The sequence below is a fragment of the Pectobacterium nicotianae genome (assembly GCF_023272715.1).
In the GTDB taxonomy this organism is placed as follows: Bacteria; Pseudomonadota; Gammaproteobacteria; order Enterobacterales; family Enterobacteriaceae; genus Pectobacterium; species Pectobacterium brasiliense.
This window is the reverse complement of sequence record NZ_CP096821.1, coordinates 1,002,774-1,023,525: the sequence shown is the minus strand read 5'-3', so window position 1 is coordinate 1,023,525 and position 20,752 is coordinate 1,002,774. Positions and strand designations below refer to the sequence as shown.

The following is a 20,752-nucleotide window of genomic DNA, read 5'->3' as shown; positions in this document are numbered from 1 at the left end:
ACAGGGAGAACACCGCATGACGACAACATCCATCGATAACGACACGTTAGCCGCTTATCTTCAGCACATGGAAACGCTGCTGGCGCTGCAGCTCAGTCAGGAACGGCGTCAGGAGCTGTTAGTGCAGTTCAGCCGCATTCACGCCATGGCGCAGCCGCTGATGGATTTTCCTCTTGATGAGCATCAGGAAATTGCTGGGGTTTATACGCTATGAGTTCACACGCCAGAAGCGCATCCTCATCGTTATCCATCCGACAGATTCAGCAAGGTTTGCAGGCAGGCACGTTCTCCGCCAAAGAGCTTGCACAGCAGGCGCTGAGCGCCATTGAGCAGGCCAACCCCACCATTAATGCCTACACCCATGTCACTGGCGAACGCATGCTGACAGAGGCCGAGTACATCGACGCTTGCCGTCAGCGCGGGGAAACTTTGCCCGCGCTGGCCGGCGTGCCTTACGCCGTCAAAAACCTGTTTGATGTCAGCGGCGAAACTACGTTGGCCGGTGCTGAACTTTTCAGCCAGCGACCGCCCGCCGCACAGGATGCTTTTGCCATCCGCCAGCTTGCCAACCAAGGCGCGCTGCTGTCCGGCATGTTGAATATGGATGCCTATGCCTACGGCTTTACCACCGAAAACAGCCATTACGGCCCCACGCGTAACCCGCTTGATACACAGCGCATTGCGGGTGGATCGTCTGGCGGATCGGCCGCTGCCGTCGCAGCAGGCTTGGTTAACTTCACGCTGGGCAGCGACACCAATGGCTCGATCCGCGTACCGTCGTCGCTCTGCGGCATTTTCGGGCTAAAGCCAACGTTTGGCCGGTTATCACGTCACGGCAGCCACCCGTTTGTCGCCAGCCTCGACCATATCGGTCCGCTGGCGCGTAGCGCAGACGATCTGGCATTAGTATTCGATGCCTTACAAGGTCGCGATGAACACGATCGCTTTCAGGCCAAGCGGGAAACGCAGCATACCGCCGCACAGTTGGAAGCGGGCAGTGACGGATTGCGCTACGCGGTGCTCGATGGCTATTTCTCCACGTGGGCCAGCGAGGAAGCCAACGCCGCCGTTCGTCAGATCGCACAGGCTCTGGGTGCGCAGGACAGCCTGACGCTAACCGATGCCGCACTGGCACGTAGCGCCGCCTTTATTCTGTCGGCCAGCGAAGGGGGCAATCAGTATTTACCCGACTTACGCTCGCAGCCCGAGCGCTTCGAGCCCCTGTCACGTGAGCGGCTGCTGGCAGGCGCTATGATTCCCGCGGCCTGGTATGTGCAGGCTCAGCGCTTCCGTCATTATTTCCGTCAACAGACGCTGGCGCTGTTTGAACACACCGACCTGCTGATCGCCCCGGCGACGCCCTGTTCCGCCACGCTCATTGGGCAGGAAACCATGCGCATTAATGATACCGATCTGCCCGTCCGCGCCAGCATGGGCATGCTGACACAGCCGATCTCTTTCGTCGGTCTGCCCGTCGTGACAGTGCCGGTAGCAACCGCCAGCGGCCTGCCGATAGGCGTGCAGATTATTGCCGCACCGTGGCGCGAGGATCTTTGTCTGCGGACGGCATGGGCGCTTGAGCAGCAGGGCATCACCTATACAGTAGAGGAAAGAAAATATGTTGCCTGAGGATATTAACCAGCCGGATGTGCTGGCCGACGTGACCGCCGCGTTCTATCGCTACGAGAAAGCCTTAACGGGTAATGACATTGCGGTGCTGGATGAACTGTTCTGGCACGATGAAAAAACTGTGCGCTATGGTGCGGGAGAAAATCTGTACGGGATCGAGGAAATTCGCGCCTTTCGCCTCGCTCGCCCCTCTGCCGGTCTGGACAGAACCCTGCGTAATACGGTCATCACCACTTACGGTCATGATATGGCCGTCGCCAGCACGGAGTTTACTCGCGCAGGCAGTACGAAGATCGGCCGCCAAATGCAAACCTGGATAAAAATGCCCGAAGGCTGGCGCATTGTCGCCGCCCACGTCAGCCTGATGAGCGAATAGTAAGAGGGGAGGATTTTTCCCCTCTTGCCACGTCTACCGACCCCACATCCTTAAGGCTGGCGGTGATACACCGCTTCAATATTGTAGCCATCGGGGTCGTGCACGAATGCGGCGTAATAATCCTGATGATAATGCGGGCGCAGCCCCGGCGGCCCGTTATCTATGCCTCCTGCCGCAGTAGCGGCGGTAAAGAAAGCCTCAACATGCTCTCGCGAGGCGGCGCTGAACGCAAAATGCACCGCTGGGCAGGGCTCGCCCTTCGACTGATAAATCCAGAACTCACCGCCGGGATCGCTTGACTGCCCATACCCTTCCATCACTGCAAAGCTGACGGCAAATGACATGTCCTTAATCAGGCGATAACCCAACGGCTTGAGCGCCGTTTCATAGAAGTGTCGGCTACGGGTAATATCCCTCACCGGAATGCTCAAGTGATCTAACACGATGGCCTCTTTCGATAATCGCTGTGGGTGATATCTAGCCACTATAACCATACTTTTATCATGGATAATATGATCGCGATCGGCAAAAGAGAAACACACGATGGTTCACGAAACATCTCATCAAATCAGTACTGTCACCCTGTTTTTATTCCCCCTAAATATGACAGATATATTATTCAGAACACTCTCATTTATTGGTGGGAATTAATGCAATCATTTTACCCACAATATCTTTGCTATACTGTATAAAATACCGACAGATATCATAAGTAAAAAATGTACTTACGTCGGTCTATTTTAGTGTCTATAACCCAAAAAATGTGATTTATTTATCATATTATTCTATTAGTGAAATTCACTATAAATCGCGGTTTATCCACCATCAGAAAAGGTTATATCCCCTGCGAATCCAACGCGTAAAAATCAACAGGTAACACACTGTTATAAAAAGAATTACCTTTCCAATCAAAAATCATAAAGATCACGTAAATCATGAAGATAAGGCAGTAATAATAGCGTTACTGTTATCGCGAATATTAGCCTACCGAGAAACGCCCCTGAGGCAATCAAAGGTTGTCTCAGAATCTGAGTATGGTAGGGTAGATTAAGTTTAATCATTATCAGGGCTACGTTATAGAATTATAAACGACATAGGAAAACAATAATTTCATGGCAATTAAACTTGAAGTAAAGAATCTTTATAAGATATTTGGCGAGCATCCTGACAGAGCATTTAAACTGATTGATAAAGGCCTGAGCAAAGATCAGGTATTTGAAAAAACAGGGCTTACTGTCGGAGTGAAAGATGCCAGTCTGGCCATTGAAGAAGGCGAGATATTTGTCATCATGGGATTATCCGGTTCCGGCAAATCAACCATGGTACGCCTTCTCAATCGTCTGATCGAACCCACTCGGGGTCAGGTGCTGATCGACGATGAGGATATCTCCAAGATATCCGATACCGCGCTGCGTGACGTACGCCGCAAGAAGATCAGCATGGTGTTTCAATCCTTTGCGCTGATGCCGCATCTGAACATCCTCAACAATACCGCGTTTGGTATGGAACTGGCTGGCGTGCCGAAAGTGGAACGTGAGCAAAAAGCGCTGGATGCCTTGCAGCAGGTTGGTCTTGAAGCCTACGCCGCGTCTTACCCGGATGAGCTGTCCGGCGGGATGCGACAGCGTGTCGGTCTGGCGCGTGCATTAGCGAATGACCCCGATATCCTGCTGATGGATGAGGCGTTCTCCGCACTCGACCCGCTGATACGTACTGAAATGCAGGATGAGTTAGTCAAACTCCAGTCTCGTCATAAACGCACGATCGTCTTTATCTCGCACGATCTGGATGAAGCGATGCGCATCGGCGACCGCATTGCCATTATGCACGGCGGTGAAGTCATTCAGGTCGGTACACCCGATGAAATCCTGAATAACCCAGCCAATGACTATGTGCGCACATTTTTCCGCGGCGTCGATATCAGCCACGTGTTTAGCGCCAAAGATATCGCTCGCCGTCGCCCGGTCACCTTAATCCGTAAAACGCCCGGCGTGGGCCCACGTTCCGCGCTGAAAATCCTTCAGGACGAAGACCGTGATTACGGCTACGTGCTGGAAGGCGGAAAACGCTTCATTGGCGTCGTCTCGATTGATTCACTAAAGCAGGCGCTGAAAGAACAGCAGCCGCTGGAACAGGCGTTACTGCCCGAACCTGCTCCCGTGCCCGCAGATATGTCACTCAACGAGCTGATTTCTCAGGTCGCACAGGCCCCCTGTGCCGTTCCTGTCGTCGGCGAAAACCATGAGTACATTGGCATCATTTCCAAAGGAATGTTGCTACAGGCACTGGATAAGGAAGGAGTGACCAATGAGTAAATCAACATCAAATCCGTGGGATAACACCACGGCACAACATCAGCCGGCCGATCAAAACGCAGCCCCTGAACAGGCCAATGGCGCACAGCAAAATGATCCGTGGGCAGCCAGCACGCAGAGCGCACCAGCCGATGGCTCAACCCCCGCGCAACATGGCACGACGCCGGACCACGCAGCGCAGGGCGATCCCTGGTCTACCAGCGCGCCTGCTCAGGATGCACCAGCTAACGGCAGCGATGCCTGGAGCACCGCACCGGCTCCCGATGGTTCCGCCGATGCCGCCCATCAGGCGGCGCAATCCGGCAGTGACTGGCTGAATAACGCCGCACCTGCAACGCCCGAGCATTTCAACCTGCTCGATCCGTTTAAGGACACGCTGATCCCACTGGACAGTTGGGTCACGCACGGGATCGATTGGGTTGTGCTGCACTTCAGACCGGTCTTTCAGGGCGTTCGCGTCCCGGTTGACTTCATTCTGAGCGGCTTCCAGCAGTTCCTGCTGGGTATGCCCGCGCCGATTGCCATTCTGGTGTTCTCGCTGCTTGCCTGGCAGATGTCCAGCTTCGGCATGGGTGTCGCCACCCTGCTGTCTCTGATCGCCATCGGTGCAATTGGTGCCTGGTCTCAGGCCATGATCACGCTAGCGCTGGTGCTGACCGCGCTGTTCTTCTGCGTGCTCATCGGGCTCCCCATGGGGATTTGGCTGGCGCGTAGCGAACGGGCGGCGAAGTTTATCCGGCCACTGTTAGATGCCATGCAGACGACGCCTGCGTTCGTCTATCTGGTGCCTATCGTCATGCTGTTCGGTATCGGTAACGTGCCGGGCGTCGTGGTGACGATAATCTTTGCCCTGCCACCGATTATTCGCTTAACGATTCTGGGTATTCGTCAGGTGCCGGCCGATTTGATCGAAGCTGCCGAGTCATTCGGCGCGAGTCCGCGCCAGATGCTGTTTAAGGTTCAGCTCCCGCTGGCTATGCCGACCATCATGGCGGGAGTTAACCAGACGCTGATGCTGGCGCTGTCGATGGTGGTTATCGCCTCGATGATCGCCGTAGGCGGTTTGGGCCAGATGGTACTGCGCGGTATCGGTCGTCTGGATATGGGTCTGGCTGCCGTCGGCGGCGTCGGGATCGTTATTCTGGCGATTATTCTTGACCGCCTGACGCAGTCTCTCGGACGCGATCGCCGCAGCAAGGGTAACAAAAGCTGGTACACCAGCGGCCCGATTGGCCTGTTGACCCGTCCTTTCATCAAGCAATAACGCACGATAAAAACAGAGGGAATCATGATGCGTAACACCACACTTTGGGCCGCCGCCCTGACTACCGCCCTGTTGAGTACGCAGGTTTACGCCGCAGACACTGCGCAACCTGGTAAAGGTATCACCGTTATTCCGGTGCAAAGCACTATCTCCGAAGAAACGTTCCAGACGCTGCTGGTCAGCCGCGCGTTGGAAAAGCTGGGCTATGACGTGCAGCCTCCGCGTGAAGTGGACTACAACGTGGCCTACACCTCAATTGCCTCCGGCGATGCGACGTTTATCGCCGTGAACTGGGACCCGCTGCACGCCGATCAGTACAAAGCCGCGGGCGGGGACGCGAAATTCTACCGTCAGGGTGAATATGTCTCCGGTGCCGCACAGGGTTATCTGATCGATAAGAAAACGGCTGAGAAATACAAAATTACCAATATTGCGCAGCTAAAAGATCCGAAAATCGCCAAGCTGTTTGATACCAACGGTGACGGCAAAGCCGATCTGACGGGCTGTACGCCGGGCTGGGGATGTGAAGCAGCGATTAATCATCACCTGCCTGCCTATGGATTAACCAACACGGTCGAGCATAACCAAGGCAACTATGCGGCGATGATTGCCGATACCATCACCCGTTATAAAGAAGGTAAACCGATTCTGTACTACACGTGGACGCCGTACTGGGTGAGTGATGTGCTGGTACCGGGGCGTGACGTAGTCTGGTTGCAGGTACCTTTCTCTTCCCAACCGGGAGAAATGAAAGATGTCAGCACCAAACTGCCTAACGGCGCTGACTATGGCTTCCCTGTCAACACGATGAAGATTGCCGCGAATAAAGCGTGGGCCGAGAAAAACCCGGCTGCGGCGAAACTGTTCGCTATCATGAAGCTGCCGATTGCTGACGTAAATGCGCAGAACCTGCGTATGCACGAAGGCCAGGGTTCACAGAAAGATATCGAACGTCATGTTGATGGCTGGATCAAAGCCCACCAGCAGTTGTTTGACGGCTGGGTGAAAACCGCCGCTGACGCCGCGAAATAATCATCGGTAGACGAGCGCCCCTTTCGCGAAAAGGGGCGCTCGTTTTCTTCGTTCCCGCCACAACACGTCACAACCCTGACGCCTCACCCAACCCAATCAGAAAATCATTTTATCTTGTCGTCCAGAAATGCGTGGATGACAGGGATGATGTCATTTGCATGCGTTTCTAAAGCAAAATGCCCGGTATCGTAGAAACGAATGTCCGCATGAGGAATATCCCGCTTCCACGCTTCCGCACCGGCTGGCAAAAAGTAAGGGTCATGGCGGCCCCAGACCGCAAGCAGCGGCGGTTGCTTCTCACGGAAGTAAGTCTGGAATTCAGGATAACGCTGAACATTGGAGGCATAGTCCAGTAGCAGGTCTAGTTGAATATCAGCATTGCCTGGGCGGGATACATGCACCCCTTCAAGAGTGTATCCATCAGGGGAGACAAGGCTGGTATCACTGACGCCTTCTAAATACTGCCATTTCACGGAGGCTGCTGTCGGAAAGTCATGAAGAGCAGCACGATTCTCTGCCGTTGGTGATTGCCAATATCGTCTGATCGCATCCCATCCTTGCGCCAAACCTTCTTCATAAGCATTACCGTTCTGCGAAATAATTGCCGTAATGCGATCGGGATGAGCCGTAGCGAGACGCCATCCAACCGGTGCGCCATAGTCATGAACCATGATCGCATAACGCGGGAGCTTCAACTGTTCCGTGAACCGATCGATCGTCTTCGCCAGATTATCAAACGTATAGTCATACTCATCACTTCCCGGCGATTCTGTGAAACCGAAGGACGGCAGATCGGGAGCAATCACGTGATAATTCTCAGCAAGTGCCGGAATCAGTTCTCGAAACATGTACGAGGATGCAGCGAATCCATGCAGTAGCAAAATGCTGGGTGATGATGGTTTTCCTGCTTCACGATAGAAAATGTTTACGTTACCCACCTGCTCATAACGGTAGTGGACTTGGGTCTCGGGGGTCGTTGCTATATGAGTATTCACAGTCTTTTTCCTTTGTAACCTTTAAAGTGACAATTTGAAGGTTACAAACATTTAGTGTAACCTGTCAATATCATTTTAAGGGTTACATCAATGCACACATCAACGATAGTTCAGCCTCACTTTCTCGCGAACAACCTCGCTTTGGATCTCATCAACAGTGCATTTGGAACAGGAAGCGAATACCACGACTGTTTGACTGATGACGCAAGTGTCATCGCCTGGCTTAAAGCGGCTAAGCAACTACCTGAAAATTTTACGGATACGCCGGCAGGCTTGATGAATGAAGCTCTGGCATTACGTCAGGCAATGGTTCGGACAATAGAGGCCGTCCGATCGGGTAAGGAATATAACCCTGAACAAATCAACCACATTCTTGATAGTGGGCGGCCAGTCAGAACGCTGGAATGGAATAGTCAGCAAGCTGGTTTTAACGTTGTGGAATGCAGGAGGGATAATAGCTGCGCGAGCTTACTCGAACCGGTAGCAATGGCGTTCGCTGCTCTGATTTCCGGGCCTGAGGTAAAATATATTCGTCAGTGTGAAGCGCACGACTGTACTCTGTTCTTTCTGGATACCACCAAATCACATCGTCGGAGATGGTGCAGCATGGCGCTTTGTGGCAACAGGATGAAAGTCGCGGCATTCCGCTCGCGTAAGCAGGAAACAGACTAATAACGGGAACAATGAACCTTTACGCTGCCCGTGAGAAACGTCAAAAGCACACGTTATACATCCGGTAGAGACACCCTTCTTTCTACGACGCCCCTTTCGCGGAAAGGGGCGTTTTTCATTGATGGGCGATAATTACGGCAGGTTAACGATTTCGACCCAGTTCGCGCCTTTTCCAGTCGGATATTGCCCGACTCGCACTAAATCCCCGTTATCCTGATTGATGCGATACACCGACAGCGATGTCGATTTTTCGCCGCTGGCGATCAGGAACTTCCCGCTTGGATCGATCTGAATGCCGCGCGGCTGCGTTTCCGTCGGGTAGCGCGTAATGTATTGCAGCTGCCCGGTTTTCGGTTCTACCCGCAGCAGCGCAATCGTGCTTTTGGTGCGTTCCGATACGTACAGGAATTTTCCATTTGGCGTCAGACGTAAATCGGCACTCCATATCTGTGGACGACTGTCAGTGCTATTTTTATCCGGCGTAACGGTTCCCGCTCGCATCCCCGCATCGGCCGGCACGGTGTCCGTGTAATCCAACAGCGTGAGCTGCCCTGTATTTTCATTCAACGCCAGACGCGCGACTTTGCCGGACAGTTCATTGCTCACGTAGAGCGTTTTATTATCTGGCGATAACACCAGATGGCGCGGTCCGTTTCCTTTAGGCAGCTTAATTTCTGCCGGTTCATTTGGCGTCAGCGTGCCGGTTTTCGCGTCAAACCGGAACTGTACGATTTGGTCGCTGCCCAGATTGCTGGCAAAAACGAATTTATTTTTGCGATCGGCAATAATACTGTGTGCCTTCTCGCCTGTTGGCACCACCGTGACCGCACTCGCGTTCACCTTTCCGTCTTTATCAATGCCATTAACCGCGACTTTATTACCGCCGTACGAGGCGCTGAACAGCCACTTTCCCGTGCGGTCCGTCGAGATGTAGGCCATGCTGTCCGGCAGTTCCGCTTTGCCTAATGGGCTCAGCGCACCGCTTTTAGGGTCGATTTTATAGCTAACCGCCGAGTAAGGAATGCCACGCGTCGCAGCATAGAGGAAGGATTTATCCGGGCTAACGGCCATCGGCATCACTTTCGCGCCTGCGGCGGATTTCCCAATAGCGGTTAATTCACCGCTTTGCGTATTGAGAGTGTAGGCATCAATTACGCCGTCAGTGGCAGCAGAAACGTAAACGGCCGTTACCGCCTGGGCGCCCACCGACCACAGTGCAGCTGCGGGCAGAAGTGCACATCCCATTAACACTGCAACGCTTTTTTTCTTAAATACCTGATAATGCTTAAGCATAATGTCCCCTGTCGATGATGTTATGACGCTGGCGATAAGCTAAATCAATATCATTAAAAACAAAACAAACTTAAGAAGCGTAAAGATATTCTGGTATCTCATTAGGCTCTGCCGGATACTATACCCTCTGCTTTTAACATCATATTAACGTTCACACTATGTCTCTTCAGCAACAATCTGTATCACCCCAGCCGCAACCGGGGCTTAGCCTGTCTTTGACCCTGATTATGTCTGTCGCGACCGGTCTTGCCGTCGCCAGTAACTATTATGCTCAGCCGCTGCTGGAGACCATTGCCAGAGTCTTTGCGCTTTCCGTCAATCAGGCTGGGTTTATTGTCACCGCAGCGCAGTTGGGTTATGCCGTCGGTCTGCTGTTTTTGGTGCCGCTAGGGGATATGTTTGAACGCCGGACGCTGATTGTCGGCATGACGTTACTCGCCGCAGGCGGGATGCTGATTACCGCTTCTGCCCCCACGCTCTGGATCATGATTGCGGGTACAGCGTTAACTGGGTTGTTCTCCGTTGTCGCACAACTGCTGGTGCCTCTCGCCGCCACGCTGGCGACGCCGGAAACGCGTGGTAAAGTCGTGGGCACGATTATGAGTGGCCTGCTGCTGGGGATTCTGCTGGCGCGTACCGTCGCGGGTGCACTGGCTTCACTCGGTGACTGGCGCACCGTGTACTGGGTTGCCAGCACGCTGATGGTCATCATGGCGCTGATTCTGTGGCGGGCATTGCCGCGCATTCCTCAGCAAAACACGCTGAACTATCCGCAACTGCTCGTCTCAATCTTCCGCCTGTTCTCCACCACCCCGCTGCTGCGCACGCGCGCTATCCTGGGCTGTCTGTCCTTTGCGAACTTCAGCATTCTATGGACGTCGATGGCCTTCCTGCTGGCCTCACCGCCATACGGTTATTCCGAAGGCGTTATCGGCCTATTCGGTTTGGTTGGTGCAGCTGGAGCCTTGGCGGCATCACGCGCCGGACGTTTAGTCGATCAGGGCAAAGCCAAGCCGACCACCAGCGTAGGGATTATCCTGCTTTTGCTGTCGTGGGGCTTTATCGCGCTCGGTATTCATTCCGTGGCGGCGCTGCTCATTGGTATCATCGTGCTGGATCTGGCGGTTCAGGGCGTACACGTCACCAACCAGAGCGTGATCTACCGTATGATGCCCGAAGCGCGTAATCGCCTGACATCAGGCTACATGACCAGCTATTTTATCGGCGGCGCGCTGGGATCGCTCCTTTCCGCCTCGGCTTACCAGCAGTGGGGCTGGCTTGGGGTCTGTGCCGCGGGCGGCATCATCAGCCTGTTGAATCTGCTGGTGTGGTGGCGAAGCCATCATCACGAAACGCAGGAAGCGATGGCGGCACTATAAACCTTCATATTTGCAACACAGACCTTCGTACTTGCAACACGCTCGCGTGAGGCTGTCTTATTTGAGACAGTTTCTGGCGAGAAAATTACGCCCGATACCATTGCGCCAAAAACCATCACGCCTGTTACGCAATAACGTGAAATTCCGGTGACGCTTTGCTAGTGTTATCGGTTAATTTCCTTTAAGAACAAAACATATCAAGCTAGTGAAGACATTAACCTCATCTGCACCGACAAAATCTGCGTCTTTTAGCGAAGGCGTATTTGACAGCCTGCCGATTGTTATCGGCTACATGCCCGTAGCATTCGCGTTTGGCATGAACGCCGTCAAGCTAGGTTTTACCCCGCTGGAAGGCATTTTCCTTTCTTGCATCATTTACGCTGGAGCCAGCCAGTTCGTCATCACCGCCCTGCTCAGCGCAGGCATGTCCATCTGGGTGGCAGCATTGACCGTCATGGCGATGGATGTCCGCCATGTGCTGTATGGTCCTGCTTTACGGCATCGTATTGCGCAGCGACTGCCGACCCGAAAAACCGCGCTGTGGGCGTTCGGCCTGACGGACGAAGTCTTTGCCGCAGCCGCCACCCGACTCGCGAAAGATAACCGCCGCTGGTCAGAAGAGTGGATGATGGGCGTGTCGCTGCTCGCCTGGCTCTCATGGGTGCTCGGCACGGTGATCGGAGCCGTGTTCGGTAACGGCCCGTTGAATGATTACCCTGCCGTTGAAGCGGCGCTGTCTTTCATGCTGCCCGCACTTTTCCTGAGCTTTTTACTCGCGTCCTTCAGGCGGAAACAGAGTCTGGTCGTCGCCTGCGCGCTCGGCGGCGCGCTGCTTGGCCTGCTGCTGTCCTCCATCCCAGCCGCAATACTGTTCGGCATTCTCAGCGGCTGTCTGGCTTCGCTGGTGAATCCTGCCACGCCACAGGTGAACGCATGAGTACAGAAGTCATTCTTATCGGGCTGATTGTCGGGCTGGTGAACTACCTCTTCCGCTATCTGCCGCTACGGCTGAGCGCCTCACGCGCTTCCGGTTCGCTGCAACGCGGTAAAAAAGCGCTGTTGCTTGATAGCATTGGCATTGCTTCCATTTGTGCGCTACTGATTGTTTCCAGCGTGCCAGATATTCTCGCGCATCGTGAAAAGCTGCTGCCAACACTGGTAGGATTCATTACGCTGACCGCCTGTTTTTATAAAACCCGTAGTATCGTCTTATCAACGTTACTGGGTGCGCTCTGCTACGGCATTGCCTTTAAACTGCTTTGAATCCGCCGTGCGAATTATCAACTAACATTTTGATTTAAATAAAGTAAGCGGTGAATAATCTTCATTTTAAGCGATTCTCCGCTTACTTTCTGTCACAGAAATAAGCACAATTTCCCACCTTAATGCCGTTTACCCAGTTAGTAACATTAGTTACTATGCACACCGTGATTAATGAGGTTTATATAAAAAATGGACAGTTCATTCACTCCTATAGAACAAATGCTCGACCTGCGTGCTTCGCGTAAGCCCGACTTCCCGCGTCAGGAAGTGCTATTGCTGCGTTTATTCATGCACGTTCAGGGCAAAATCCTGGAACACAGAAACCGAATTCTGAAAGAACAGGGCATCAATGAAACCCTCTTCATGGCATTGCTGACGCTGGAATCTCAAGAGTCTTATAGCATTCAGCCTTCTGAACTCAGTGCCGCACTGGGATCGTCACGCACTAACGCGACGCGCATTGCCGACGATCTGGAAAAAAGAGGCTGGATTGAACGGCGTGAAAGCAGTAGCGACAGACGCTGCCTGCATCTGCATCTGACAGAAGAAGGCAAAGCATTTCTTGGTCAACTGATTCCACCGCAGCACCATAGCCTCCATGTGCTTTGCTCCGTGCTTGAATCTGGTGAACAAAAGCAGCTCGAAAGCCTGATGAGAAAGCTGCTGGTCCGGCTGGATGAGATGGACGAGTCAGTCAACGAATAACAGAAAAAACAACAACAAAAAACAATAGTCAGCACCTTTCCACCCGGAATGACCCGATGCTTATGTATCGGGCGGAGGCGTTTTGCTGCGAAAAATAGGCATGACCTCTCCGCAACCGCGACATGCGGCTTAGCAAAACGGCAATATCACGCTCCGGGCGGGCGACCTTAAGCCCCCCGGGCCGCACAGCAAAATGAATTCATTGCGACTATCGCCAGACTGCTCTGTCTGGTGCGATAGCCGATACAAAGAAAATAAAAAGAGAGAGAACAGCATGAGTGAAAGTGTGGAAAATCAGGTGCCGCAGACGCCACAGAAAAACAAAAAACAGCAGCGCAAACGCGTGTTATCGCTGCTGACGTTTATTTTCGTCGTGCTGGGCTGTGCCTGGCTGGTTTACTGGTTCCTGGTGCTCAGACACCACCAAAGCACCGACGACGCCTACGTCGCAGGCAATCAGATTCAGATCATGGCGCAGGTCAGCGGCAGCGTCACCCATGTTAACGTCGACAATACCGATTTTGTTAAGCAGGGACAGGTGCTGGTGGAGTTAGATCCGACCGATGCCCAGCAGGCGTTTGAACGCACGAAAACCGGGCTGGCCAACAGCGTCCGCCAGACGCACCAGTTGATCATCAATAGTAAGCAGTATCAGGCCAATATTGAGCTGCGCCAAACTGAGCTGAACAAGGCACAAAGTGACTTGAGCCGCCGGGAAGCACTCGGCAGCGCCAATGCTATCGGGCGTGAAGAAGTGCAGCATGCTCGCGATGCCGTCGCAACCGCCAAAGCCGCACTGGAAGTCGCCAGACAGCAATATCAGGCGAATCAGGCAATGATTCTGGATACGCCGCTTGAGAAGCAACCCGCCATACAGCAAGCCTCCGTAGAAATGCGCGATGCCTGGCTGGCGCTACAGCGTACCAAGATCGTCAGCCCGATTGACGGCTATGTCTCACGCCGCAGCGTGCAGATTGGGGCGCGTATCTCTTCGACATCAGCGCTGATGGCCGTCGTTCCTGCCAATCACCTGTGGGTCGATGCGAACTTCAAAGAGACACAGTTAGCCAATATGCGTATCGGGCAACCGGCTACCGTGATCGCAGATATCTACGGTGACGACGTCGTGTATCAGGGAAAAGTGGTCGGTCTCGATATGGGTACCGGTAGCGCGTTCTCTCTGCTGCCTGCGCAGAACGCGACGGGCAACTGGATCAAGGTCGTGCAGCGCCTGCCCGTGCGTATTGAGATCGATCCGAAGCAGGTCGCCGAACATCCGTTGCGTATCGGTCTGTCCGCGCTGGTTAATGTCGATACCGCCAATACCGAAGGCAGCGCGTTAGCAGAAACCTCACGCACCACGCCGGCCTACCAAAGTGATGCGCTGACGTTGGATCTCACGCCTGTTAATCAGGAAATCAGCGCCATTATTCAGGCGAATGCCGGTTAAGCGTGCAGGAGAGAAACGTGCAGAGAGAACCGCTTAAAGGCGCGAGCCTGGCCTGGATGACCGTTGCTCTGTCGCTGGCAACGTTCATGCAGGTGCTGGACTCTACCATCGCCAACGTCGCTATTCCGACCATCGCCGGTAATCTGGGTGCGTCCAACTCACAGGGAACGTGGGTCATCACCTCGTTCGGCGTTGCCAACGCCATCTCTATTCCTATTACCGGTTGGCTGGCCAAACGGTTTGGGGAAGTCCGCCTCTTTCTGTGGTCAACGGCGCTCTTTGCCCTGACATCCTGGCTATGCGGAATATCCACCAGCCTGGAAATGCTGATTTTCTCCCGCGTGTTGCAGGGGATTGTCGCCGGGCCACTGATCCCGCTGTCACAGAGTCTGTTGCTCAGCAATTATCCCCCCGCCAAACGCAGCATCGCCTTGGCGCTGTGGTCGATGACCGTGGTCGTCGCGCCAATCTGTGGCCCGATTCTGGGCGGCTGGATTAGCGACAACTATCACTGGGGCTGGATATTCTTCATCAACGTTCCGCTCGGCATCGCCGTGGTATTTATTGCTATGCAAACGCTGCGCGGGCGAGAAACCAAAACCGAGATTAAGCCCATCGACACCATCGGACTGGCGTTGCTGGTTGTCGGCATCGGTAGCCTCCAAATGATGCTCGATCGCGGCAAAGAGCTGGACTGGTTTAACTCGACGGAAATCATCACCCTGACCGTGGTGGCGGTGATTGCAATCGCGTTCCTGATTGTCTGGGAACTGACGGACGACCACCCGGTAGTAGATTTATCGCTGTTTAAATCGCGCAACTTCACTATTGGCTGTTTGTGTATCAGCCTCGCCTACATGTTTTACTTCGGTGCGATCGTGCTCTTGCCGCAGCTGTTGCAGGAAGTGTATGGCTATACCGCCACCTGGGCGGGGCTGGCATCCGCCCCCGTTGGGTTGATGCCGGTGGTGCTATCGCCGATTATCGGCCGATTTGCTCCGCGTCTGGATATGCGCAAACTGGTGACGTTCAGCTTTATCATGTACGCCGTCTGTTTCTACTGGCGAGCGTACACGTTCGAGCCGGGCATGGATTTCGGCGCATCGGCCTGGCCGCAGTTTGTTCAGGGGTTTGCCGTCGCCTGCTTCTTCATGCCGCTGACGACCATCACGCTGTCAGGTCTTCCGCCGGAGCGTTTGGCAGCAGCATCGAGTTTGTCGAACTTTACCCGAACGCTGGCGGGATCGATCGGGACGTCGATTACCACCACGCTCTGGACACAGCGCGAATCGCTGCACCATGCACACCTGACGGAATCTATCACGCCGTATAATCCGATCGCGCAGGAAACATACCAGCAGCTTCAGGCAATGGGGATGAGCCAAACGCAGGCTTCAGCCTACATCGCAGAGCAGATTACCGCACAGGGGCTGATTATCTCCGCCAACGAGATTTTTTGGGCCGCCGCAGCCGTATTCCTGATACTGCTGGTGCTGGTCTGGTTCGCTAAACCGCCCTTTACCACTGGCGGTGGAGGCGGTGGCGCGCACTAGTTCGTCGTACGCTTTCTTTCCCCTTCTGCCAGCAACGGGCCGAAGGGGAATTCTCTTTTCTCCTTCCCACTGTCCCCTGATGACTCAAACACACTCCCCCTTCTTATAGCACTGTAGCGAATAAGGATTTACAGATTCGGGATAAACATATTTTCACATTCCGATTACAATGCGCCTCTTTTATTCGGGGATTACGTGGTTCTTTTATGTCACAGGTTTTACATTTCATTTTGGCAACAGCAGCCATTTTTTTGTTGGCACTGCTCGTCAGTCACGACAGAAAACGCATCCGACTGCGCTTTATTGTGCAACTGTTGGTGATTGAAATTTTGCTAGCCTATTTCCTTTTGCATTCCAGCATCGGGCTTAACGCGATTAGTTCCTTTGCCGGGTTGTTTGAAAAGCTATTATCTTTCGCCAATCAAGGAACCGATTTTGTGTTTGGCGGGATGAACGCACAAGGGCTTTCCTTTATCTTCCTCAATGTGCTCTGCCCTATCGTCTTTATTTCCGCACTGATCGGCATTTTGCAGCACTGGCGAATTTTGCCGCTGATTATCAAAGGCATCGGCACCTTGCTGTCTAAGGTCAACGGGATGGGGAAACTGGAGTCGTTTAACGCCGTAAGTACGCTGATGCTCGGGCAATCGGAGAACTTTATCGTCTATAAAGGCGTCATCGCTGACATGTCGCCACGGCGGATGTACACGATGGCCGCGACGGCAATGTCGACCGTGTCCATGTCTATCATCAGCGCCTACATGACCATGCTGGACGCCAAATACGTCGTCGCCGCGCTGATTCTGAATATGTTCAGCACCTTTATCATTCTGTCGATCATCAACCCTTACCAGACTGACGACGAACCAGAACTGAAGCTGGAAAAGCTGCATGAAGACCAAAGCTTCTTTGAAATGCTGGGGGAATACATTCTTGCCGGGTTTAAAGTGGCGATGATTATCATGGCGATGCTGATCGGCTTCGTGGCCTTGATTGCCGCCGTGAATGCGCTGTTCAGCACCGTCTTCGGCATTAGCTTCCAGGCAATTATGGGCTATGTCTTTTCACCGTTAGCCTGGCTGATCGGCATTCCGTCTTCCGATATTTTGAACGCGGGCAGCATCATGGCGACCAAGCTGGTGGCGAATGAATTCGTTGCCATGCTCGAACTGAAGAAGATCGCGGCAGAGATGTCGCCACGCGGCTTGGGCATTTTGTCCGTATTCCTGATTTCCTTCGCTAACTTCGCGTCAATCGGCATTATCGCGGGCGCAATCAAAGGGCTGAATGAAGCACAGGGCAACGTGGTATCGCGCTTCGGCCTGAAGCTGGTTTATGGTTCTACGCTGGTGAGCTTACTGTCTGCGGCAGTGGCGGGACTGGTGCTGTAGTTCGTGATAAAAGCCAGTCGAGCGGTGATAATGGGTAGATCGTAAAGACGCTGTGAATACATCCCTGTACGCTCGGATTGCGCCATCCATGGCGCAAACGCTTTACTCTTCTATCCCATTATCACCGTTCTTGTTCTGTCGATGGGATTACAAACGATATGAATCAGCCCCTGAAAAGGGGCTGATGAAAAAATCAGAAAGCGACGCAGACGGGAGCATCAATCCGCATGACGGATTCCTGCGCGAAACGTGATTTGTAGGTGGTACGCAGCGCTTCAATATCACGCTCTTTATCAGCGCCGTGAATCAACATCAGCGCCTTGCTGTTCTCTCGGGCAACCACGCCATCGTTCCCCAGCCATTGCCCTTTGGCATCAAACACCGTCAGGCCTTCTTTAAAGCGCGGCGTAACGTCACCATCCAAAAACGCTTTCCACTCAGCCTCTGAAATCACCGGGCCAGCAGGACGATTCAAACCAAAATAAAGCGTGGTCTGCACCTGCTTATCGCCAATCTGACACGCATCAGCGGCTGGCGTAGCGGCAACGGACGAGTGCGGCAGCGAATGGCAACCGCTTACCAGCAATGTACCCAACAGCAACGATACCGCGATAACTTTCTGCTTCATCAATCGTCCTCTCATCCGTGGTGACACCGACTCAGGGAGCCAATTCTCCCTGTGCGTCGATGCGTGATATCAGGCCTGATTCTGTCGCCACCACTCGGACAGCAAAATGCCCGTTGCGACCGAAATATTCAGACTTTCAACTTTACCGGTGCCGCCGATAGAGACTTTTACATCACCCTGTTGCCAGGCGCTATCCGACAGACCATCGCCTTCCTGACCCAGCACGATCACAGTTTTCGCCGGAAGCGTCGCTTGTGACAATGCCGTGCCTTTATGGCTGGAGGTGGTCACGATGGTGTAGCCTGCGTTACGGAACTCTGTCAGGACGGACAGGAAATCGTCAGCGTTAATCGCTTTAACGTGTTCCGCACCGCCTTCTGCCGTACGCACGGCCGCGCCGGATTCCAGCAGCGCCGCATCTTGTACCAGCACACCTTTCACGCCGAAATGCGCGCAGCTGCGCATAATGCCGCCGAGGTTGTGCGGGTTACCCACATCTTCCAGCGCCAGTACACAGTCTTGCTCGCCAGCCGTTTTCAGGTACTCACGCACATCCAGTCCCTGACGCTTTTTAATCAGGAAGCAGACACCGCCGTGGTGCTCAGTGCCGGAAGCCTTAATCAGTTCGTCCTCTTCCACAACGTGGTAAGCCTTGCGGTTTGCCGCCATCCAGCGCAGTGCATCGCGGAAACGCGGCGTCACTTCTTGCAGGAACCAGGCACGAACGATCACTTCAGAGCGGTTTTTAAACAGCGCCTGACAGGCATTTTCACCGTAGACACGTGTTTCTTCCTGACGCTGGCGACGCAGCTGCTCAGGATCGATATGGCTCTTGCCAGTGATCCCGCCATGGTCCGGCGTTTCGCTGTCGCCCGGCGCACGAGACACGGTTTTCCACGGGGATTCATATCCTCCCGTCTCTTCACCGCGTGGACGACGCGGACGATCGCCGCTACGTTCGTTACGATCTTTATTGCCCCACGGCGATTTCGCATTGCTATCGCCGTCGCGGGACGGATTTTCCCGGGCATAGCGCGGGTTAACGTCGCGCGGATGCTTCGGCTTTTCGCGTTGATCGCGAGAACCACCGCCATCACGCCGATCGCCACGGCGATCTTTGTCAGTTGGGCGCTTGTTTTTATTCTCTTTCTCGCCCTCATCATCACTACGGACGTACATCACACGGACTTTGCCGCTTTTACTATTGAATGAATCGCTCATTGTTTTCTCCACCTACGCGCTGGGCGCGAAGATTACCTTATGTACACCCGCTTAGCCACACGCTTGTGGTAAAAGAGCGCTAACAGTCAGAAGCTATTGTAGCTATTGGGCAAACCACGTTGTTGCCATAATGTCTCCCCACCATAATTTATTCACGCTTAAGCAACATGCCGTTGACTTTCCAATGCCGTATTGCGCGCATTTTATCAGCGACATCTTTATTTTAGCCCTTTTATCTGAGGCCCTGTTATGAATACGGTATGTGGATCTTGCCAAACAACCAATCGCCTGCCAGAAGAGCGTGTTGATGACCATGCAAAGTGTGGTCGTTGCGGAGAAACCTTATTCAGCGGTGACGTTACCAATGCCACAGAAGCGACGCTCGATAAGCTGTTACAGGACGATCTTCCCGTCGTGATCGATTTCTGGGCGCCCTGGTGTGGCCCCTGCATCAACTTTGCCCCGGTGTTTGAAAATGTGGCGCAGGAGCGTAGCGGGAAAGTCCGCTTTATTAAGGTCAATACCGAAGCCGAACCAGCACTCAGCACACGTTTCCGCATCCGCAGTATTCCAACCCTCATGATCTTTAAACAGGGCCAGATGGTCGACATCCTCAACGGCGCGCTGCCAAAAGCACAGTTCGAGAGCTGGCTGGACGAATCGCTGTAGAGAATTAGGGTAGGAGCGTAGGTATTATTGCCTCCTACCCTTTTGGTCAACCCGCCTGTCGATTAGAATGTCGCCTTTCTGAATCAGCTTCTCAATGATGAAAACGAAGCCGATTCGTTGCAGAATCTCATGGCGTCATCTATTTCATGCTCAACCATCCTTTAATGGTCAACCGTCCCCTCATGGACAATGCCGTACTCCGTCTGCGCCAGCAACGTCTTGAGCAGTCAACCAAACCGTTCCGCGCCCGTGGCTGCCGCGTAGTACGCTGTCAGCAGTGTTTATTACCCGCAACTAACTGCCTGTGCCACACCATTCAGGCACAGCAATCTCGCAGCCGATTCTGTCTGGTAATGTTCGATACCGAGCCGCTAAAGCCAAGCAATACCGGACGTCTTATCGCCGATATTCTGCCCGAGACTCAGGCGTTTCGCTGGTCACGCACCGAGCCCGATCCCGAGTTGCTTGCTGCCCTGCAAAACCCGGACGTTCAGCCGTATCTGGTTTTCCTTGCCGATGCCGCGGAAGAAAGACGTCAGGTGTTTCACCAGCTTCCCGCAACGGAAAAGCCCGCGCTATTTGTCTTACTCGATGGTACGTGGCCGGAAGCGCGTAAAATGTTCCGCAAAAGCCCTTATCTGGACAATCTGCCGATCCTGTCGCTGAATGTAGAGGCACTTTCCCGCTATCAGCTGCGCGAAGCCAGTAGCGCAGGACAACACTGCACCGCCGAGATTGCCATCGCCCTGCTCGCACAGGCGGGGGATATCGTCGCGGCCGACGCGCTATCACAACATTTTGACCGTTTCCGACGACACTATCTGGCAGGGAAATCACACCACAGCTTGCGGGAAAATTTACCCATCGTCACAGCACAAGCGGCAGAAAGCGTTTAGTATCAAAGGGGATTGATCTAA

Annotated in this window: 21 protein-coding genes; 16 read left to right on the top strand and 5 right to left on the bottom strand. The window is 53.6% G+C overall.

Annotated features, from left to right (window positions below):
- Positions 1 to 16: 16 nt before the first annotated feature.
- Genes hpxX through hpxZ form a run of 3 tightly spaced genes read left to right on the top strand, consistent with a single transcriptional unit; the run spans position 17 to position 2,005 of the window.
- Positions 17 to 214 (top strand): oxalurate catabolism protein HpxX, encoded by a 198-nt coding sequence (gene hpxX / locus MYB54_RS04520; protein WP_039277060.1) that lies wholly within the window; start codon positions 17 to 19, stop codon positions 212 to 214.
- Positions 211 to 1,629, top strand: a complete 1,419-nt coding sequence (locus tag MYB54_RS04515; RefSeq protein WP_248721560.1) for an AtzE family amidohydrolase — start codon at positions 211 to 213, stop codon at positions 1,627 to 1,629. Before hpxX ends, MYB54_RS04515 begins: the two co-directional genes overlap by 4 nt.
- The gene (gene hpxZ / locus MYB54_RS04510; RefSeq protein ID WP_248721559.1) at positions 1,619 to 2,005 is read left to right on the top strand and encodes an oxalurate catabolism protein HpxZ; all 387 of its coding nucleotides are present in this window, start codon (positions 1,619 to 1,621) and stop codon (positions 2,003 to 2,005) included. Before MYB54_RS04515 ends, hpxZ begins: the two co-directional genes overlap by 11 nt.
- Before the next feature lie 50 nt (positions 2,006 to 2,055).
- Here hpxZ and MYB54_RS04505 read toward each other — a convergent pair whose 3' ends face one another.
- On the bottom strand, positions 2,056 to 2,448 hold the full coding sequence (locus MYB54_RS04505; protein ID WP_248721558.1) for a VOC family protein: 393 nt from the start codon (positions 2,446 to 2,448) through the stop codon (positions 2,056 to 2,058).
- Between the two features lie 669 nt (positions 2,449 to 3,117).
- On the opposite strand from MYB54_RS04505, the gene proV reads away from it, so the two are divergent.
- The 3 genes from proV to proX are packed head-to-tail and all read left to right on the top strand — an operon-like array spanning position 3,118 to position 6,616.
- Positions 3,118 to 4,320: a glycine betaine/L-proline ABC transporter ATP-binding protein ProV gene (proV, locus tag MYB54_RS04500; protein ID WP_248721557.1), complete on the top strand. Its 1,203-nt coding sequence runs from the start codon at positions 3,118 to 3,120 to the stop codon at positions 4,318 to 4,320.
- Positions 4,313 to 5,584 (top strand): glycine betaine/L-proline ABC transporter permease ProW, encoded by a 1,272-nt coding sequence (gene proW / locus MYB54_RS04495; RefSeq protein WP_104213490.1) that lies wholly within the window; start codon positions 4,313 to 4,315, stop codon positions 5,582 to 5,584. Before proV ends, proW begins: the two co-directional genes overlap by 8 nt.
- 27 nt (positions 5,585 to 5,611) lie before the next feature.
- Positions 5,612 to 6,616: a glycine betaine/L-proline ABC transporter substrate-binding protein ProX gene (proX, locus tag MYB54_RS04490; RefSeq protein ID WP_039463162.1), complete on the top strand. Its 1,005-nt coding sequence runs from the start codon at positions 5,612 to 5,614 to the stop codon at positions 6,614 to 6,616.
- 104 nt (positions 6,617 to 6,720) lie between these two features.
- On the opposite strand, the gene MYB54_RS04485 is transcribed toward proX, so the two are convergent.
- The gene (locus MYB54_RS04485) at positions 6,721 to 7,611 is read right to left on the bottom strand and encodes an alpha/beta fold hydrolase (protein WP_205591811.1); all 891 of its coding nucleotides are present in this window, start codon (positions 7,609 to 7,611) and stop codon (positions 6,721 to 6,723) included.
- Between the two features lie 90 nt (positions 7,612 to 7,701).
- Here MYB54_RS04485 and MYB54_RS04480 point away from each other — a divergent pair, with 90 nt between their 5' ends.
- Positions 7,702 to 8,283: a CGNR zinc finger domain-containing protein gene (locus tag MYB54_RS04480; RefSeq protein WP_039518028.1), complete on the top strand. Its 582-nt coding sequence runs from the start codon at positions 7,702 to 7,704 to the stop codon at positions 8,281 to 8,283.
- Positions 8,284 to 8,415: 132 nt separating this feature from the next.
- Here the strand turns inward: MYB54_RS04480 and MYB54_RS04475 are convergent, their stop codons facing one another.
- Positions 8,416 to 9,576, bottom strand: a complete 1,161-nt coding sequence (locus MYB54_RS04475; protein ID WP_014916436.1) for a lactonase family protein — start codon at positions 9,574 to 9,576, stop codon at positions 8,416 to 8,418.
- A gap of 158 nt (positions 9,577 to 9,734) precedes the next feature.
- Between MYB54_RS04475 and MYB54_RS04470 the strand changes: the two genes are divergently transcribed.
- From MYB54_RS04470 to MYB54_RS04440, 7 genes are all read left to right on the top strand, one after another.
- Complete coding sequence (locus MYB54_RS04470; RefSeq protein ID WP_039318166.1) at positions 9,735 to 10,955, top strand: MFS transporter; 1,221 nt, start codon at positions 9,735 to 9,737, stop codon at positions 10,953 to 10,955.
- A gap of 205 nt (positions 10,956 to 11,160) precedes the next feature.
- Positions 11,161 to 11,892 (top strand): AzlC family ABC transporter permease, encoded by a 732-nt coding sequence (locus MYB54_RS04465; RefSeq protein ID WP_010282655.1) that lies wholly within the window; start codon positions 11,161 to 11,163, stop codon positions 11,890 to 11,892.
- Positions 11,889 to 12,218: an L-valine transporter subunit YgaH gene (ygaH, locus tag MYB54_RS04460; protein ID WP_014916438.1), complete on the top strand. Its 330-nt coding sequence runs from the start codon at positions 11,889 to 11,891 to the stop codon at positions 12,216 to 12,218. Before MYB54_RS04465 ends, ygaH begins: the two co-directional genes overlap by 4 nt.
- Before the next feature lie 189 nt (positions 12,219 to 12,407).
- On the top strand, positions 12,408 to 12,923 hold the full coding sequence (gene mprA / locus MYB54_RS04455) for a transcriptional repressor MprA (RefSeq protein WP_014916439.1): 516 nt from the start codon (positions 12,408 to 12,410) through the stop codon (positions 12,921 to 12,923).
- A gap of 274 nt (positions 12,924 to 13,197) precedes the next feature.
- On the top strand, positions 13,198 to 14,373 hold the full coding sequence (gene emrA / locus MYB54_RS04450; RefSeq protein ID WP_205591813.1) for a multidrug efflux MFS transporter periplasmic adaptor subunit EmrA: 1,176 nt from the start codon (positions 13,198 to 13,200) through the stop codon (positions 14,371 to 14,373).
- Positions 14,374 to 14,429: 56 nt separating this feature from the next.
- Positions 14,430 to 15,926: a multidrug efflux MFS transporter permease subunit EmrB gene (gene emrB / locus MYB54_RS04445; protein ID WP_214648844.1), complete on the top strand. Its 1,497-nt coding sequence runs from the start codon at positions 14,430 to 14,432 to the stop codon at positions 15,924 to 15,926.
- A 206-nt stretch (positions 15,927 to 16,132) separates the two neighbouring features.
- The gene (locus tag MYB54_RS04440; RefSeq protein WP_039499642.1) at positions 16,133 to 17,317 is read left to right on the top strand and encodes a NupC/NupG family nucleoside CNT transporter; all 1,185 of its coding nucleotides are present in this window, start codon (positions 16,133 to 16,135) and stop codon (positions 17,315 to 17,317) included.
- A gap of 193 nt (positions 17,318 to 17,510) precedes the next feature.
- On the opposite strand, the gene MYB54_RS04435 is transcribed toward MYB54_RS04440, so the two are convergent.
- Positions 17,511 to 17,945 carry a DUF3574 domain-containing protein gene (locus MYB54_RS04435; RefSeq protein ID WP_014916443.1) on the bottom strand — a complete coding sequence of 145 codons (435 nt, stop codon included), beginning with the start codon at positions 17,943 to 17,945 and terminating at the stop codon, positions 17,511 to 17,513.
- Positions 17,946 to 18,014: 69 nt separating this feature from the next.
- Complete coding sequence (locus MYB54_RS04430; protein ID WP_248721556.1) at positions 18,015 to 19,166, bottom strand: tRNA/rRNA methyltransferase; 1,152 nt, start codon at positions 19,164 to 19,166, stop codon at positions 18,015 to 18,017.
- Positions 19,167 to 19,415: 249 nt separating this feature from the next.
- Between MYB54_RS04430 and trxC the strand changes: the two genes are divergently transcribed.
- Complete coding sequence (gene trxC / locus MYB54_RS04425) at positions 19,416 to 19,835, top strand: thioredoxin TrxC (RefSeq protein WP_014916445.1); 420 nt, start codon at positions 19,416 to 19,418, stop codon at positions 19,833 to 19,835.
- Between the two features lie 182 nt (positions 19,836 to 20,017).
- Complete coding sequence (locus MYB54_RS04420) at positions 20,018 to 20,731, top strand: tRNA-uridine aminocarboxypropyltransferase (protein WP_039289069.1); 714 nt, start codon at positions 20,018 to 20,020, stop codon at positions 20,729 to 20,731.
- Positions 20,732 to 20,752 lie beyond the last annotated feature (21 nt).